Annotated in this window: 16 protein-coding genes; 15 read left to right on the forward strand and 1 reads right to left on the reverse strand. The window is 64.2% G+C overall.

Annotated features, from left to right (window positions below; translation table 11 throughout):
- The first annotated feature begins 23 nt into the window (after window positions 1–23).
- The 9 genes from secY (at window position 24) to dsbD (ending at window position 7056) form a co-directional block, all read left to right on the forward strand.
- Window positions 24–1358, forward strand: coding sequence for a preprotein translocase subunit SecY (gene secY, locus ASF77_RS08475; RefSeq protein ID WP_056337615.1), 1335 nt, complete (start codon window positions 24–26; stop codon window positions 1356–1358).
- A 20-nt stretch (window positions 1359–1378) separates the two neighbouring features.
- Window positions 1379–1597 (forward strand): translation initiation factor IF-1, encoded by a 219-nt coding sequence (gene infA, locus ASF77_RS08480; protein WP_005663428.1) that lies wholly within the window; start codon window positions 1379–1381, stop codon window positions 1595–1597.
- Between the two features lie 32 nt (window positions 1598–1629).
- A complete protein-coding gene (rpmJ, locus tag ASF77_RS08485) occupies window positions 1630–1743 on the forward strand; it encodes a 50S ribosomal protein L36 (RefSeq protein ID WP_005663407.1) in 114 nt (37 codons plus the stop codon).
- 12 nt (window positions 1744–1755) lie between these two features.
- A complete protein-coding gene (rpsM, locus tag ASF77_RS08490) occupies window positions 1756–2121 on the forward strand; it encodes a 30S ribosomal protein S13 (RefSeq protein ID WP_056337616.1) in 366 nt (121 codons plus the stop codon).
- A 14-nt stretch (window positions 2122–2135) separates the two neighbouring features.
- The gene (rpsK, locus tag ASF77_RS08495) at window positions 2136–2540 is read left to right on the forward strand and encodes a 30S ribosomal protein S11 (protein WP_005663404.1); all 405 of its coding nucleotides are present in this window, start codon (window positions 2136–2138) and stop codon (window positions 2538–2540) included.
- A gap of 232 nt (window positions 2541–2772) precedes the next feature.
- Window positions 2773–3396, forward strand: a complete 624-nt coding sequence (rpsD, locus tag ASF77_RS08500; RefSeq protein WP_056337619.1) for a 30S ribosomal protein S4 — start codon at window positions 2773–2775, stop codon at window positions 3394–3396.
- A gap of 115 nt (window positions 3397–3511) precedes the next feature.
- Window positions 3512–4489, forward strand: coding sequence for a DNA-directed RNA polymerase subunit alpha (locus ASF77_RS08505; protein ID WP_026354946.1), 978 nt, complete (start codon window positions 3512–3514; stop codon window positions 4487–4489).
- Between the two features lie 120 nt (window positions 4490–4609).
- A complete protein-coding gene (gene rplQ, locus ASF77_RS08510; RefSeq protein WP_005663400.1) occupies window positions 4610–5005 on the forward strand; it encodes a 50S ribosomal protein L17 in 396 nt (131 codons plus the stop codon).
- 158 nt (window positions 5006–5163) lie between these two features.
- A complete protein-coding gene (gene dsbD, locus ASF77_RS08515; RefSeq protein WP_056337622.1) occupies window positions 5164–7056 on the forward strand; it encodes a protein-disulfide reductase DsbD in 1893 nt (630 codons plus the stop codon).
- Between the two features lie 55 nt (window positions 7057–7111).
- Here dsbD and ASF77_RS08520 read toward each other — a convergent pair whose 3' ends face one another.
- Window positions 7112–7651 carry a Spy/CpxP family protein refolding chaperone gene (locus ASF77_RS08520; RefSeq protein ID WP_056337625.1) on the reverse strand — a complete coding sequence of 180 codons (540 nt, stop codon included), beginning with the start codon at window positions 7649–7651 and terminating at the stop codon, window positions 7112–7114.
- A 209-nt stretch (window positions 7652–7860) separates the two neighbouring features.
- Between ASF77_RS08520 and ASF77_RS08525 the strand changes: the two genes are divergently transcribed.
- From ASF77_RS08525 to ASF77_RS08550, 6 genes are all read left to right on the forward strand, one after another.
- Window positions 7861–8589: a response regulator gene (locus ASF77_RS08525; RefSeq protein WP_056337628.1), complete on the forward strand. Its 729-nt coding sequence runs from the start codon at window positions 7861–7863 to the stop codon at window positions 8587–8589.
- Window positions 8586–9944, forward strand: coding sequence for an ATP-binding protein (locus ASF77_RS08530; protein WP_056337632.1), 1359 nt, complete (start codon window positions 8586–8588; stop codon window positions 9942–9944). The genes ASF77_RS08525 and ASF77_RS08530 overlap by 4 nt, the downstream gene beginning before the upstream one ends.
- Before the next feature lie 102 nt (window positions 9945–10046).
- Complete coding sequence (locus ASF77_RS08535; RefSeq protein ID WP_056337634.1) at window positions 10047–11231, forward strand: efflux RND transporter periplasmic adaptor subunit; 1185 nt, start codon at window positions 10047–10049, stop codon at window positions 11229–11231.
- Window positions 11228–14392, forward strand: a complete 3165-nt coding sequence (locus ASF77_RS08540) for an efflux RND transporter permease subunit (protein WP_056337637.1) — start codon at window positions 11228–11230, stop codon at window positions 14390–14392. The genes ASF77_RS08535 and ASF77_RS08540 overlap by 4 nt, the downstream gene beginning before the upstream one ends.
- A 204-nt stretch (window positions 14393–14596) precedes the next feature.
- On the forward strand, window positions 14597–15439 hold the full coding sequence (locus tag ASF77_RS08545) for a hypothetical protein (RefSeq protein WP_229445340.1): 843 nt from the start codon (window positions 14597–14599) through the stop codon (window positions 15437–15439).
- Window positions 15440–15641: 202 nt separating this feature from the next.
- Window positions 15642–17357: a tyrosinase family protein gene (locus tag ASF77_RS08550; protein WP_056337640.1), complete on the forward strand. Its 1716-nt coding sequence runs from the start codon at window positions 15642–15644 to the stop codon at window positions 17355–17357.
- The last annotated feature ends 157 nt before the right edge of the window (window positions 17358–17514 follow it).

The following is a 17514-nucleotide window of genomic DNA, read 5'->3' on the forward strand; positions in this document are numbered from 1 at the left end:
GGCCTGCCTGATCGGAGCAAAAATTGGCGACTAATTCACAACTTGGTAAAAGCGCCGCCGCCGGTTTCCCCTGGGGCCGGCTGTGGTTTTTGCTTGGCGCATTGGTCGTGTACCGCATCGGTGCTCACATCCCGGTTCCCGGGATTGACCCGGTCGCGCTGGCGTCGCTGTTCAAGCAGAACGAAGGCGGCATCCTGGGCATGTTCAACATGTTCTCGGGTGGTGCCTTGTCCCGCTTTACCGTGTTCGCACTCGGGATCATGCCCTACATTTCGGCTTCGATCATCATGCAGCTGGGGTCGATCGTCTCGCCGCAGCTGGAAGCGCTGAAAAAGGAAGGCGAAGCAGGGCGCCGCAAGATCACCCAGTACACCCGTTACTTCACGGTGGCACTGGCGTTGTTCCAGGCGTTCGGCATTGCCGTCGCGCTCGAAGCCCAGCCGGGTCTCGTGCTCGATCCGGGCATGGGCTTCCGCTTCGTCACGGTCGTGACGCTCCTGACCGGCACCATGTTCCTCATGTGGCTGGGCGAGCAGATCACCGAACGTGGCCTCGGCAACGGTATCTCGATCATCATTTTTGCCGGTATCGCAGCCGGTCTGCCGTCGGCACTCGGTGGCCTGTTCACCCTGGTGACCAACGGTTCGATCAGCAGCTTTGCCGCGATCATTATCGTCATCCTGGTGGTTGCGGTTACGTATGCAGTCGTGTTCGTTGAACGCGGTCAGCGCAAGATCCTCGTGAATTACGCCAAGCGCCAGGTCGGCAACAAGGTGTACGGTGGCCAAACCAGCCACCTGCCCCTGAAGCTGAACATGGCCGGCGTGATCCCGCCGATCTTCGCCTCCTCGATCATCCTGTTCCCGGCGACGATCGTCGACTGGTACACGCGGGGCAAGGACTCCAGCGGCCCGTTCATCGGGTTCCTGAAAGACCTGGCCGCCTCGCTGACGACCGGTGAGCCGATCCACGCGTTGCTGTATGCGGTGGCGATCATCTTCTTCTGCTTCTTCTATACCGCGCTGGTCTTCAACAGCAAGGAAACGGCGGACAACTTGAAGAAAAGCGGCGCGTTCGTCCCGGGCATCCGTCCAGGTGACCAGACCGCTCGCTATATCGACAAGATCCTGATGCGCCTGACCCTCGCCGGTGCGGTGTACATCACCCTCGTGTGCCTGGTGCCGGAGTTCCTGCAGTCGTTCTGGAAAGTTCCTTTCTATTTCGGCGGCACGTCGCTCCTGATCATCGTGGTGGTGACGATGGACTTCATGGCACAAGTGCAGAACTACGTCATGTCGCAGCAATATGAATCGCTGCTGCGCAAGGCGAATTTCAAGGGCGGAATTCCGACGCGATAAGCGGGGAGTGAAGAGACCGAATGGCAAAAGACGACGTCATCCAAATGCAAGGTGAGATTCTCGAGAATCTCCCAAATGCGACATTTCGCGTAAAGCTGGAAAACGGGCATGTGGTTCTGGGGCATATCTCGGGTAAAATGCGGATGAACTATATCCGCATCCTCCCGGGCGACAAGGTAACGGTCGAGTTGACGCCGTACGACCTGTCCCGGGCGCGCATCGTATTCCGCACCAAGTAAAAAATATTCAGTAAACTCACCAGGAGTACAAAATGAAAGTTAATGCTTCAGTCAAGCGGATCTGCCGCAACTGCAAGATCATCAAGCGCAAGGGCGTGGTCCGCGTGATCTGCGTCGAGCCGCGTCACAAGCAGCGTCAAGGTTAAGAGGAATAACGAATGGCACGTATTGCAGGGGTTAACATCCCAAATCATCAGCACACTGTTATCGGCCTGACGGCGATCTACGGTGTTGGCCGTCCACGTTCGCAGAAAATCTGCGACGCGACTGGTATCGCGACCAACAAGAAGGTCAAGGACCTGGACGACAACGAACTCGAGAAGCTGCGTGACGAAGTCGCGAAGTTTGTCGTGGAAGGCGACCTGCGCCGCGAACTGTCCATGAACATCAAGCGTCTGATGGATCTGGGTTGCTACCGCGGCATGCGTCACCGTAAGGGTCTGCCAGTGCGCGGTCAGCGTACCCGCACCAATGCACGTACCCGCAAAGGTCCGCGCAAGGCCGCTCAATCGTTGAAGAAATAATCTAGGAACCGACCATGGCCAAGCAACAAAGCAGCGCAGCAGCAGCGCGCGTCCGTAAAAAAGTGAAGAAGAACGTGGCTGAGGGCATCGCCCACGTCCACGCTTCGTTCAACAACACCATCATCACGATCACCGACCGTCAGGGCAATGCTCTGTCGTGGGCGACGTCGGGTGGCGCAGGCTTCAAAGGCTCGCGTAAATCGACTCCGTTCGCGGCTCAGGTCGCTGCTGAAGCAGCCGGCAAGGTCGCCCAAGAAAGCGGCGTGAAGAACCTGGAAGTGCGCATCAAGGGCCCAGGCCCAGGCCGTGAATCGGCTGTCCGCGCACTGAACAACCTGGGTATCAAGATCACCGAGATCCAGGACGTGACGCCAGTGCCGCACAACGGCTGCCGTCCTCCAAAGCGCCGTCGTATCTAAATCCAGCCGGGCAGTTCTGCTGCCCAGTTGTTTTCGATACAGCGCTGTAGCAGTTAGCAGTAGCAAAAGCCGGTGCAGTGACCCGAATTCGGGTATACTGCCCGGCTGTTGTCGTCCTGCACCTCGTGCGGGACTTATTTTCAGCCACGTCCGCTCACTCTTGGGTCGGACTAGCGCCTGCCGCATCCTCGGGATGCCTCTGGGGCGTGATTAATACATTAAAGGATTCAACGTGGCACGTTATATCGGACCAAAAGCAAAACTGTCGCGCCGTGAAGGCACTGACCTGTTCCTCAAGAGCGCACGCCGCTCGCTCGACTCGAAGTGCAAACTGGACGTCAAGCCAGGCCAGCACGGCGTCAAGTCGGGTGCCCGCACCTCGGACTACGGCAACCAGCTGCGCGAAAAGCAGAAGGTCAAGCGCATGTACGGCATCCTCGAGCGCCAGTTCCGCCGCTACTTCGCAGAAGCGTCGCGTCGCAAGGGCAACACCGGCGAAACCCTGCTGAAGCTGCTGGAATCGCGCCTGGACAACGTCGCTTACCGTATGGGCTTCGGCTCGACCCGCGCTGAAGCGCGTCAGCTGGTGAGCCACAAGGCCTTCACCGTCAACGGTAACGTCGTGAACATCGCTTCGTACGCCGTCAAGACCGGCGACGTTATCGCCGTCCGCGAAAAGGCCAAGAAGCAAGTGCGTATCGTCGAAGCGCTGTCGCTGGCTGAACAGATCGGCATGCCGAGCTGGCTGTCGGTCGACACCAAGAAGATGGAAGGCACCTTCCGTTCGTTCCCAGAGCGTAACGAGATCGCCGCCGACGTCAACGAAGCACTGATCGTCGAACTGTACTCGCGTTAATCGTTAGTCGGTTGTTTCGCCCGCTCCTCACCGAGCGGGCGTTTGTATTTCAAGATTTTAATAAGCCATCAGCCTTATCGGTGTAACGAGCCGAGGGTATTGAAAAGGACATTTCATGCAAAATAGTTTGTTGAAGCCACGTATCATCGATGTCGAAGCACTCGGCGCCGGTCACGCCAAAGTCGTGATGGAACCGTTCGAGCGCGGCTACGGCCACACGCTGGGCAACGCCCTGCGTCGCGTCCTGCTGTCGTCGATGATCGGCTATGCGCCGACCGAAGTCACCATCGCCGGCGTCGTGCACGAGTACTCGTCGCTCGACGGCGTGCAGGAAGACGTCGTCGACCTGCTGCTGAACCTGAAGGGCGTCGTGTTCAAGGTGCACAACCGTGACTCCGTGACCCTGACCCTGAAAAAGGAAGGCGAAGGCGCCGTGCTGGCATCGGACATCGATCTGCCGCATGACGTGGAACTGATCAACCCGGATCACGTGATCGCTCACCTGACCGCCGGTGGCAAGCTGGACATGCAGATCAAGGTCGAAAAAGGCCGTGGCTATGTGCCGGGTAACGTCCGTCGCCTGTCGGAAGACACCAACAAGACGATCGGCCGCATCATCCTGGACGCATCGTTCTCGCCAGTGCGCCGCGTGTCGTACGCAGTGGAATCGGCCCGTGTCGAACAGCGTACCGACCTGGACAAGCTGATCATCAACATCGAGACCAACGGCGTCATTACCCCGGAAGAGGCGATTCGCCAGTCGGCCCGCGTGCTGGTCGACCAGCTGAACGTGTTCGCCGCCCTGGAAGGCACGGAAGCCGCCGCCGAAGCACCATCGCGTGCTCCGCTGGTCGATCCGATCCTGCTGCGTCCGGTCGACGACCTGGAACTGACCGTCCGTTCGGCCAACTGCCTGAAAGCAGAAAACATCTACTACATCGGCGACCTGATCCAGCGTTCGGAAAACGAACTGCTCAAGACGCCGAACCTGGGCCGCAAGTCGCTCAACGAAATCAAGGAAGTCCTTGCTTCGCGCGGCCTGACCCTGGGCATGAAACTCGAGAACTGGCCACCTGCAGGCCTCGAAAAGTAATATGCACTACCTATCCGGACACCATCGTCCGGATAGTCTTAACCCCAATAACCGGTCCGCGGTCATGCCCTGGCATGAACGATCGAAGAACTGGAATTTATACACTCGAAAGGAAGTACCATGCGTCACCGTCACGGCCTCCGTAAGCTGAACCGTACCTCGTCCCACCGTCTCGCCATGCTGCGCAACATGACCGTCTCGCTGCTGCGTCATGAAGCCATCAAGACCACCGTGCCAAAAGCCAAGGAACTGCGTCGCGTCATCGAACCGATCCTGACCCTGGGCAAGACCGACACGCTGGCCAACAAGCGCCTGGCATTCGCCCGCCTGCGCGACCGCGAAATGGTGCAGAAGCTGTTCGCCGAACTCGGCCCACGTTACGCCAACCGTAACGGCGGCTACCTGCGCATCCTGAAAATGGGTTTCCGCGTGGGCGACAACGCGCCAATGGCGTATGTCGAGCTGCTGGACCGTCCGGAAGTGACCTCGGCTGAAGAAGCACCGACCGCCGAGTAATCGCTCCGCGCGAATGAAAAACCAGGCCCCGCGCCTGGTTTTTTTTCGCCTGTGCCCCTCTAGGCGCCGCCATTTAAGCCTGCCCTTACCCGACGGCACGCGCCCCGGTGTACCATTCGGCTGCACCGTTATCGCCCTGAGCGCCACCAAAGGAAGTCATGTCCATCGCCCGTTTTCGTGAAGCGCGCGCGTGCCTGCTGGCCGCGCTGTCCCTGCTGCTCGCCGCAAGCATGCTGATGGCCGCGCCTGCCCGCGCCGCCGAGGAATTCCTCGACCCTGCAGTCGCCTTCAAATTCTCCGCACGCATGGAAGGAGAGAGCACGGCCGTCGTCACCTACACTATCGCGCCGGGCTACTACATGTACCGCGAGCGCTTCGCCTTCAAGGCCAGCGGCGCCACGCTGGGCGCGCCGCAGATCCCGCCGGGCAAGGTGAAATACGACCAGACCTTCGAAAAGGAGGTCGAGACGTATAAGGGCGAGGTGACGATCCGCATTCCGGTCGAGAGCGCCGGCGCCTTTACGCTGACCGCTACCAGCCAGGGCTGCGCCGACGCCGGGCTGTGCTACCCGCCGCAGGAACACAGCGCGCGCCTCGGGGCGGGCGGCGCGGCAGGGGCAGGAAGCATTCCGTTCGGGGCGGATGCGCAGGCGCCGTCCTCGTTTGGCTTGTCGTCGACGCCGCAGAGCGAAGGCCCGGGCACAGTCGCCTCCCTGCCTCCCACAGGCGCGCCTGCACCAGCCGCGCCAGCTGCATCAGCTGCCTCAGCTGCGCCACCCGCCGCCGGCGCACCGTCCGAGCTCGCCACGATCGACGCCGTCCTGCACGGCGGCCGCCTGTTGGCGATCGTCCCCGCCTTCGCGCTGCTCGGCCTCGGCCTTGCCTTCACCCCCTGCGTGCTGCCGATGGTGCCCATCCTGTCCTCGATCATCGTGGGCGAGGGCGGCAAGACGCGGCGCTCGCGCGGCTTGCTGCTCTCGGTGACGTATTCACTTGGCATGGCCATCGTCTACACGGCCCTCGGCGTCGCCGCGGGCCTGATCGGGGAAGGCCTTGCGGCCGCCCTGCAGAACCCATGGGTACTCGGTGCGTTTGCGCTGTTGATCGTGGCGATGGCAATGTCGATGTTCGGCTTCTACGAGTTGCAGGTGCCGGCCGCATTGCAGACGCGCCTGGCGAACGCCTCCGGCCGCCAGGCCTCGGGCAAGCTGGCCGGCGTGTTCGCGATGGGCGCCATCTCGGCCCTGATCGTCGGGCCCTGCGTCGCCGCGCCGCTGGCGGGGGCCCTGGTCTACATCAGCCAGACCCGTGACGTGCTGGTCGGTGGCGCCGCCCTGTTCTCGATGGCGGTCGGGATGAGCATTCCGTTGCTGCTGGTGGGCGTCTCGGCCGGCTCGCTGTTGCCGCGCGCCGGCGCCTGGATGGAGGGCGTGAAACGCTTCTTCGGCGTGCTGATGCTGGGCATGGCGCTGTGGCTGGTGGCGCCGGTGCTGCCGCCTGCTTTGCAGATGGCTCTGTGGGCGGCGCTCCTGCTCGGCTACGGCGCCTACCTGCTGACCCGCAAGGGACAATGGCTGCGCATTGCCTGCGGCGCCGCCTTCGCGATCCTGGGCGCCATGCAGCTGGTCGGCGTGGCCAGCGGCGGGCGTGACCCGCTCGCGCCGCTGGCGCACCTGACGGGCAACCAGCAGCACGGGCTCGCGTTCAAGCGCGTCAAGACGGTAGCCGAGCTCGACGCCGTACTCGCCGCCAACGCGGGCAAGACGGCCATGCTCGACTTCTACGCCGACTGGTGCGTCTCGTGCAAGGAGATGGAGAAATTCACCTTTGTCGATCCGGCGGTGCAGGCCAAACTGGCCGATACCGTGCTGCTGCAGGTGGACGTGACCGCCAACGATGCCGACGACAAGGCCATGCTCAAGCGCTTCAATTTGTTCGGGCCACCGGGGATCATCTTCTTCGACCGTCGAGGTTCCGAAATTCCCGACAGCCGTGTCATCGGTTATCAGAACGCCGAAAAATTCCTGGCCTCGCTGCAGAAAGTGAATTGACGTCGAGGTGCAAAAAAAAGGATGCCGTGGCATCCTTTTTTACTACATAAACGATTTAGCTTTGCAGCGCCGCACCGCGCTCGCCATGGTGACCACCATGGCCGCCACGGTGGCCGCGGTGCTTGCCGCCGAAGCGCATCGCTTTACTGTCGAGCACCTGCTTCTGTTCCGGCGTCAGCACGGCGTACAGGTTGTTCAGGGCCGCCAGGCGCGCTTCCATGCGCGCGGTGCGCTGCTTCTGGCGCTCGATACGCTGCTGCATGCGCTGCGGCGCGGGCAGGGCGGCCAGCTGGGCGCGGTCGAAACCGCGACCGTCCGCGCGCCCGGCCGGCTTGCCGGCAGCGAGGTAGGCGGCGAAGGCCGCTTCCTGCTGCGGCGTGATCTTCAGTTCGGCGCGCAGCTTGGCGACACGTTGGGCTTGGCGTTCGGCGCGCTTGGCCTGGCGCTCCGCCTTGTGGGCGGCGCGTTCTTCCTGGCTGGCGGCGTGGGCATGGCGGCCCTGCGGCGCCTGCACCGCGGCGGTCTGGGCGACGGCGGCGCCAGCGATGCCGAGCGCGGTCAGGGCGATGAAAAGGTGTTTTTGAATGGTGTTCATGGTGGATCCCTAGGTGTGTGAGTCAGTCGGTTGTGTGCATGGAATGTGCATGAGCTGCTCGCTGCACGGTTCCCATCATCGCGAAAAGATGTAAGCCCAGCGTGTCCTCTGCCACGCACTTTGTATCAATATGTTTCCCCCGTTATTTCATATACATACGGATACAAATGCGCTGTTCATGCCCTGTCGGAGCAGGGATAATCACGGCCATGGACAATCCATCTACCATCCTCATCGTCGACGACGACCGCGACATCCGCCAGCTGCTGGCCGATTACCTCGAGTCGAACGGCTACCGCGCGCTCGCCGCCGGCGACGGCGTCGCCATGTGGAAGATCCTCGACGAGTCGCGTCCCGACCTGATCGTGCTCGACCTGAACCTGCCGGGCGACGACGGCCTGACCCTGTGCCGCAAACTGCGCGCCACCTCCAGCCTGCCCGTGATCATGCTCACCGCCCGCAACGAACCGCTCGACCGCATCCTGGGCCTGGAGATGGGCGCCGACGACTACCTGCCGAAACCCTTCGAGCCGCGCGAACTGCTGGCGCGCATCCGCAGCGTGCTGCGCCGCTCGCACGCGATGCCGTCGAACGCGCCGGCCGAGAACGTCCAGCAGATGCGCTTTTCCGGCTGGACGCTCGACCTTACCGCGCGCCACCTGCTCAACCCCGATGGGATGGTGATCATGCTTTCGGGCGCCGAGTTCCGCCTGCTGCGCGTGTTCCTCGAGCACCCGAACCGTGTGCTCAACCGCGACCAGCTGCTGAACCTCACGCAAGGGCGCGACGCCGATCCGTTCGACCGCTCGATCGACATCCAGATCAGCCGCCTGCGCCAGAAGCTGGGCGAGGACGCGCGCATGCCGCAGATTATCAAGACCGTGCGCAACGGCGGCTACGTGCTGGCCGGCCAGGTAACCGTGGAGCCGGCCACGTGAAAGCCTTCATCGGCTCGATGACGGGCCGTGTCTTTGCGACCCTGCTCCTCGGTATCCTGATTTCGGCCGCGCTGACCCAGTGGCTGGCCGATGTCGAACGCAAGCGCGTGCTCGAACGCCAGCGCGACCAGACCCTGATCGAACGCGCCGAGCAGCTCATCATGGCCACCGAAATCGTGCCGGCCTCGGCGCGGCGCGCCTATCTCGGCGTGGCCAACCGTCCCGGCCTGCAGCTCGAAGCCGGCGCGCCCCATCCGTCCGCGGCCCAGCCGTCGAGCTTCGCCAAGACCCTGGCGGAGCGCATGGGCAAGCAATACCAGATCCATTCGGCCGCCACCGCGCCGGCCGCCTGTGCCCATCCGCCGCGCATGCCGCTGCTGTACGGCCTGCTCAGCACCGAGTGGCGCGGCGCCTGCGAGAACCTGAACCTGCGTTTGCGCGACGGCGAGCAGCTGCATCTCTCGGTGCTGCCGCCGCGTACCCTGGTCGCGGCCGAGACCGACTACCGCGCCGTGCTCGCGCTGTTCTTCGTCAGCATCGCGACCCTGGCCTACCTGGTCGCGCGCATGACCACGCGTCCATTGAAACAGCTGGCCCAGGCTGCACAGGATCTCGGCAACGACATCAACCGCGCGCCGCTCGACCTCACCGGCGCCAGCGAAATCCGCCAGGCCAGCGCCGCCTTCAACGCCATGCAGGCGCGCATCCGCCAGTACATCTTCCAGCGCACGCAAATGCTGGCGGCCATCACCCACGACCTGCAGACCCCGCTCACGCGCATGCGCCTGCGCCTGGAAAAGGTCTCGGATAACGAACTGCAGGAACGCCTGATCGGCGACCTGTCGGCGATGCAGGCGATGGTGCGCGAAGGACTGGATCTGGCGCGCAGCATGGATACTACCGAGAGCATGCAATGCCTCGACCTCGATTCGCTGCTCGACTCCGTCTGCGACGACGCCGCCGACGCCAGCCAGGCCGTCACGCTGGCGGGCCGCTCGGGCATGGCGCTGCTGGGCCGTCCACTGGATCTGCGCCGCTGCCTGGGCAACCTGATCGACAACGCCGTCAAATACGGCCAGCAGGCGCTAGTGACGGTCGACCGCGTGAACGGCGCGGCGCGCATCCGCGTGCGCGACAGCGGGCCCGGCATTCCGCACGCGGAACTGGGCCGCGTGTTCGACCCGTTCTACCGCGTCGAAACCTCGCGTTCGCGCGAATCCGGCGGCACCGGCCTGGGCCTGACGATCGCCCGCAACATCGCCGAACAGCATGGCGGCAGCATCGCGCTGGCCAACCATCCCGAAGGCGGGCTGGAAGTCACCCTGATGCTCCCGGAATACTACCCAGGGAAATAAGGGCGTCACGCAGTGGCGCTGTCACATGCAAGTGTCATACTGATTGACCTCATCGCATTATTTGATTGATAAAGCCGCCGGCACGCGCGGTAAGGGACTTGAATGAAAAAGAATACTCTCGCAACCATCGCCATCGTCGTGGCGGCCGGTATCGGCGGCGCCTGGTACATGAACCGCGGCGCCGAAGCGGAAACCGGGCAGGGCGGCCCGGGCGGCCCTGGCGGCAAGGGTGGCGCGATGCCGCCGACCACCGTCAACGTGGTCACCCCGCAGCGCCAGAACGTCGGCGTCGACGTCGCCGCCAACGGCACCGTGACGCCGCAGCGCACGGTCGACCTGCGTCCGCAGACCACCAGCACGATCCGCCAGGTACACATCAAGGAAGGCCAGTTCGTCAAGGCCGGCCAGCTGCTGTTCTCGCTCGACGACCGCAGCGACCGCGCCAGCGTGGCGCAGGCCGAAGCCGAAGTGGCGCGCGGCCGTGCGACGCTTGCCGACCTCGAGCGCCAGTACAAGCGCAGCCAGGATCTGGTGGCCCAGAAATTCCTCGCGCAAAGCGCCGTCGACACCCTGAAAAGCCAGGTCGAAGGCGCGCGCGCCGCCCTGGCCGCCAGCAGCGCCGCCGTGCGCGCCAGCCAGGTCAACGCCAGCTACACCACCATCCGCGCACCGATGTCCGGCCGCGTCGGCGCCATCAACGTCTATCCGGGCAGCCTGGTGCAGCCGGCGACCTCGCTCACCACCGTCACCCAGCTCGATCCGATCGACGTTGCCTTCACCCTGCCGGAATCGAGCCTCGGTTCGCTGCTGGCCGCCCAGAAAGAGGGCAAGGTCGCGGTGGAAGCGACGACCGGCGGCGAGGCCAAGCCGGTAACGGGCGAACTCAGCTTCGTCGACAACACGGTCGATCCGACCAGCGGCACCATCCGCGTGAAGGCGCAATTCGGCAACGGCGACGGCCTTCTGTGGCCGGGACAATACGTGAACACGCGCGTGACCGTGCGCACGATAAAGGACGCCGTGGTGATTCCGCAGAATGCGATTATCATCAACGCCCAGGGCACCTTCGTCTACGTGGTCGAGAAGGATGGCACCGCGCGCATGGTGCCGATCGCGCGCCAGCATGCATTCGGCCTGAACGCGGCCGTGACCGGCCTGGTCGGCAACGAGCAGGTCATTACCGAAGGCAAGCAGAACCTGCGTCCGGGCGGCAAGGTGCGCCTCGCTGGCGCCAAGCCACAGGGCGCCCAGGGCGCCCCGGGGGCGGGAAAGGATAAAGCGGCATGAATTTGTCCGAACTGTGTATCCGCCGCCCCGTGATGGTGGTGCTGCTGTCGATCAGCCTGGTGCTGGTCGGCATCCTGGCCTACATGCACATCCCGGTCGCGGCGCTGCCGAGCTATAACACCCCCGTCATCAACGTCGGCGCCAACCTGCCCGGCGCCAGCCCCGAGACGATGGCCTCGTCGGTGGCGCTGCCGCTCGAGAAACAGTTCTCGACGATCGCCGGCATCAAGCTGATCACCTCGACCAGCACCCAGGGCAACACCAACCTGACGCTCGAATTCGCCAACGAAATCGACGTCGACAAGGCGGCCGTGGACGTCCAGGCGGCGCTGCTGGCCGCCCAGCGCCAGTTGCCGCAAGAGATGACGGACTTGCCGTCCTACCGCAAGGTCAATCCGGCCGACGCCCCGATTCTGTTCATGCACATGACCTCGCCGTCGATGAACTTGTCGGAGTTGAACGACTACGCCGAGAACATGGTCTCGCCGGCCATCTCGACCCTGCCGGGCATCGCCCAGGTGACGGTGAACGGCGGCAAGCGCTTCGCCGTGCGCGTGCGCGCCCGTTCCGACATGATGAACGCGCGCAATATCTCAATGGACGAACTGGCCGCGGCCCTGCGCGCCGCCAATTCCAACGCGCCGCTCGGCGTGCTCGATGGCCCGGCGCAAACGCTGACCATCCAGGGCGGCGGCCAGCTGATGAAAGCCGCTGATTTCGCCCAGCTGATCGTCGCCACGCGCGAGGGCTTGCCGGTGCGTCTGTCCGACGTGGCCCAGGTCGAAGACAGCTACCAGTCGGTGAAAGCCGCCGGCAGCCTGAATGGCGAGCGCTCGATCGTGCTGATGGTGCAGCGCCAGCCGAACGCGAACACGGTGGAGGTGGTGGACTCGGTGCGCGCGCTGCTGCCGAAGTTCGAACAGCAACTGCCGGCCTCGATCAAGATCCACCTGGTGAACGACCGCTCGATCTCGATCCGCGAAGCGATCCACGACGTCAACCTGACCCTGGCCGGCACCATCGTGCTGGTCATCCTGGTGATCTTCCTGTTCCTGCACCGCCTTACCGCCACCCTGATTCCGGCGGTCACGGTGCCGATTTCCCTGCTGGGCGCGCTCTCGCTGCTGTATGCCTTCGGCTACAGCCTCGACAACATCTCCCTGCTCGGCATTACGCTGGCCGTCGGCCTGGTCGTCGACGATGCCATCGTGGTGCTGGAAAACATCGTGCGCCACATGGAGCTGGGTAAAAAACCTTTCCATGCGGCCCTGGTCGGCTCGCGCGAGATGGGCTTTACCATCATTTCGATCTCGATCTCGCTGGTGGCGGTATTCATCCCGATCTTCTTCATGCCAGGCGTGATCGGCCTGCTGTTCCGCGAATTCGCCGTCATCGTCGGCCTGGCCGTGCTGGTCTCGGCGGCCGTCTCGCTGACCCTGGTGCCGATGCTGTGCTCGCGCCTGTTGAAGGGCGGCGGCCACGTCGAGCCGCACGAGATGTCCTGGATCGGCCGCCGTTTCGAGGCGATGTTCACCAGCGTGCGCAATGCCTATGGCCGCACCCTCGATTCCGCGCTGCGCCACCGCTTCCTGGTGCTGATGCTGGCCTTCGGCACCCTGGTGCTGACCGCCGTGCTGTACTCGACCATGCCGAAAGGCTTCTTCCCCGAGGAAGACCTGGGCCAGCTGCGGGTCACCGTCGAAGCGGCCGAGGACACCTCGTCGGCCAAGCTGATGGAACTGCAGGGCAAGGTCGTCGATATCATGCGCGCCAACAAGCACGTGCAGGACGTGACCTCGTTCACCGGCGGCGGCAACACCGGCCGCATGTTCCTGGTGCTGGTGCCGCGTTCGGAGCGTCCGGCAATGCCGGCCGTGCTCGACGAGCTGCGCAAGGCGACGCGCGGCATCGCCGGCGTGCAGGTCTACATGTCGCCGGTGCAGAACCTGCAGCTGGGCGGGCGCCAGAGCAAGAGCCGCTACCAGTACTCGCTGCAAAGCGTCTCCGGCGGCGAGATCGGCGGCTGGGCCGACCAGTTCCTCGAGCGCATGCGCGCCAATCCGATCTTCCGCGACGTCACCAGCGACTCGCAGAACCGCGGCCTGCAAGCCACGCTCGACATCGACCGCGACAAGGCGGCCCTGCTCGGTGTCGAAATGGCCGACGTGCGCACGGTGCTGTACGCCGCCTTCGGCGAGCGCCAGGTCTCGACCATCTACTCGAGCGCGGCCAGCTATTACGTGATCCTGGAAGCGGCCGAAGCCGACCGTTATTTCGACGACGCGCTCGGTAAAGTCTCGGTGCGTTCGAACTCGGGTCAATTGGTGAAACTGTCGAGCTTTGCCAGCGTGCGCCGCACGGTCGGCCCGATTGCCATCAACCACCAGGGGCAGCTGCAGGCGATTACCCTGTCGTTCAACCTGGCGCCGGACGTGCCGCTGGGCGACGCCACCGCCGCCATCGAACAGATGGGCCGCGACATGAAGCTGCCGGCTTCCGTCATCACCCAGTACGGCGGCGACGCGGCCGTGTTCCAGGACACGCAATCGAGCCAGCTCATCCTGATCATCACGGCGATCGGCGTCATCTACGTGCTGCTCGGCGTGCTGTACGAAAGCTATATCCACCCGCTGACGATTCTGGCCGGCCTGCCGTCGGCGGCGGTCGGGGCCTTGCTGACGCTGTGGATCTTCAACATGGATCTGACCCTGATCGCGATGATCGGCATCCTGATGCTGATCGGTATCGTGAAAAAGAACGCGATCATGATGATCGACTTCGCGCTGGATGCCCAAAGGAATGCGGGCATGAAGCCGGAAGAGGCGATCCGCGAAGCCTGCATCCTGCGCTTCCGTCCGATCCTGATGACGACCCTGGCCGCGATGATGGGCGCGCTGCCGATCGCGCTGGGAATCGGCGCCGGCGCCGAGCTGCGCCAGCCGCTCGGCCTCGCCGTGGTGGGCGGCCTGATCTTCTCGCAGGTCATCACGCTCTACATCACCCCGGTCATCTACCTGTATCTCGACAAGTACAGCGGCACCGGCCCGATGACGGACGACGACGTGGCCGCCGCCGAGGCGGGTCACGCGCATGGCGAGCCCCACGTGCACGCGCCACAGGTGCACGAGCCGGTGAAACACCCGCAGGCACGGGTCGGCTGAAACATCCTGTAACAACCGTCAGGACTGCCGACCTGTAAGCTATAGGCGAAACGCGACCGTGCGAAGACCACCCAAACGGGGTAGACTTCGCACTCGGCCGCCTTTCGCCCACCCGGCTTACCTGGAAAGTGCTATTTGAACTTGCGTGACCATTCCCATATCTCCGCGGCGCACGGCGATGTCTGCGAACATTGCGGGCAGCCCATGCCCGGGCAGGGCGTGCCGCAGTATGGCGACCGCAAGACCAACCGCACCGGCCTGATCGCCACGGTGCTGCTGCACCTGCTGCTGGTGGGGCTGTATCTGTTTCAGCCGGAAAAGACCGAGAAAAAGGCCAGGCCACCCGCCGGCGGCGAAGTCGTCTACCTGACGCCGCTCGCCAAGCCGGCCGAGCCGCCGCCGCAAAAGTCGGCGCAGCGCACCCCCACGAAACCGACCAACACCCCGCGTCCGCGCCCGACCACGCCGCGCGTCGAGCGCCTGCCCGACACCATCACCATTCCCGACGAGAAGCCGGTCGAGGTCGCCAAGAAGGAACCGGTGCCGGAAACCAAGCGCGAGGAAATCCTGCCCGAGATGGACATGGCGGAATACATCGCCCGGCGCAAGGCGGCGCGCGGCGCCACCGATCCGAGCAGCTCGACCGAGGAAAGCGAAGCCGCGCGCGGCACCCGCAATGCGCTGGCGAATATCGCGGCCATCAACAAGCGCGGCCAGGACGATGCCAACGAAAGCGGCGGCGTGTTCTCGATCTCGAACAAGACCTTCCACAGCATGGACTTGAAGTTCCGCGGCTGGAACCCGAACTTCAAGCGCCGCTGGCTGACCTCGGTGACGGTGGAGCAGGGCAGCGAACCGGATATCGAGACCGCCGTCGTCAAGAAGATGATCGAGCTGATCCGCCGCGAAAAGACCGGCGACTTCGAATGGGATTCGCATCGCCTGGGCAAGGTGATCACGATGAGCGCGCGTCCGAGGGACACGGCCGAACTGCAAGCCTTCCTGATGAAGGAAATGTTCCCGGAGTACAGGCCACCGGCGCGCTGAGCCTGGCGTCATCGCAATGGAACGGCCGCAGTGCGGCCGTTTTCTTTTCTGCCGCCATCATCTTCCTGATATTGCCCTGATGCGGCTGCACCTTTGCGGTGCGCCCATGGTCACTGAGTACGGACGAGTTAGGCTTGAATCCAGCTGCCCAGCCGGTTCGAGCCCACCCCGGGTTACAGGCGGGCATGTTCCGGAGCAACCCATGAGCAAGAAGCTGACTCCCGACTTCGATCCGCACCGCCGCACCGTCCTGACCCGCACCGGCGCCGCCCTCGCCGCCAGCATGTTGCCAATCGGCCTGTCCTCGGCCCAATCCGTCGACATCATGAAGCACAAGCCGCGCTATCGCCGCCTCAACGCGTCCGCTTCCAAGGCCGGCGAACGCATGCTCAAAAGTTATGCCAAGGCGGTGCGGGCGATGCTGGCGCTGCCGCCGGAAGACCCGCGCAACTGGTACCGCCACGCCATCATCCACACCCTCGACTGCCCCCACGGCAACTGGTGGTTCCTGCCCTGGCACCGCGGCTATCTAGGCTGGTTCGAGGAGATTTGCCGCGAGCTGAGCGGCAACCCGCAGTTCGCGCTGCCCTATTGGGACTGGACGGCGGAGCAGAAAATTCCCGACGGTATGTTCGACGATGTGCTCGACCCGAACCACAGCGCCTATATCCCGACCGCCACCGACTTCGACCGCCGCCTGCGCGCGGCGGTCGCCGATTCCGGCTACTGGAACCTGGCCAATGGCGTCTTCGACCGGCGTACGCAACTCGGCCAACTGCTCGCGCGCAGCGTGCGCTTCGAGCAGGATGTGATGTTCGACATCGTGGCCGATCCGTCCGGCCGCCTGTTCTACGAGCAGCCGGGCGCGCGCGGGGTGCGCCGCGAGCGGCCCGAGATCAATGCCGCCACCGCCGATTCGGTCTCGAAAGCCACCATCATCGCCGCCCTCAACGCGCCCGATTACCCCACCTTTGCCAGCCCCAAAAGTTCGAACCATGCGACGTCCGCCGGCTTCGGCATCCTGGAAGGCAGGCCGCACAATTCCGTGCACCGCTGCGTCGGCTCGCGCGACTGCAACTTCGTCGAATCGATGGGGTTCATGAGCGACATGCTGTCGCCGGTCGATCCGATCTTCTTCCTGCACCACGCAAACATGGATCGCTTGTGGGACGTGTGGGAACGTAAGCAGGCGGCGCTCGGGCTGCCGACCCTGCCCGCCGGCGTCGAATTGCGCACCGACCTGCCGGACGCCCAGAAGTCGCCGGCCGAGCGGGCCACTGATTACTACCGCTGGGCGCGCGAACCCTTCCTGTTCTTTGTCGACAAGGACGGCAAGCCGGCCGCGAAGACAACGAGCGGCGACTACGCCGCGATGGCCGCCTTCAACTACGATTACGAGCCCGGTTCCGGCGAAGAGGTGGTGCCGCGCACCAACACCCGTCCGCGCGCGCGCCCGGCCGGCCCGCGCGTCTTCCCCGGCAAGGTCACCCGCAGGACGATCGCGGACGCGAAGCCGGGCAGCGCCGAGGTGGCGGTGCCGGCGGCCACGCTCGAGCAGGCGGTGGCATCGGGCGCCACGCTGGTCGCCAACATCACGCTGCACTTCCACGACATGGCGCACGACCCCTTCATGGTGGTGCTGGACGGGCCGGAGGATCTGAGCACGGTCGATGCCACCAGCCCGTTCTTCCTGGGCACCATCGTCATGTTCGGCAAGCACAGCCATAGCGGCCCGCTGACCTTCGCGGTGCCGCTGGGCGACAAGCTGAGCGCGGCCGGCAATGCCCGGCGCGGCGACGCCCCGCTGCGCCTGCGGGTGGCGCCGATGCCCGGGGCTGCGGCGGCGAAGGGACACCACGGCACGCATGAGGCCGCGGTCGGGGTGGAACTGGTGGCGGTGAATATCGAAACGTACTGATCGCCGCGATGTTCGCAGGCGTAAAAAAACCGTGCCGCGGCACGGTTTTTTCATAGACGTAGATACCGTCTTGCCCGTCAAGCCTCACATCGCAAATGTTGGATCGTAAGGCTTGCCGGTGTAGACGACACCGAAGCAAAGATGTGCCAGTTTGCGC

Origin of the sequence: Massilia sp. Leaf139, assembly GCF_001424165.1 — a bacterium.
In the GTDB taxonomy this organism is placed as follows: domain Bacteria; phylum Pseudomonadota; class Gammaproteobacteria; order Burkholderiales; family Burkholderiaceae_D; genus Telluria.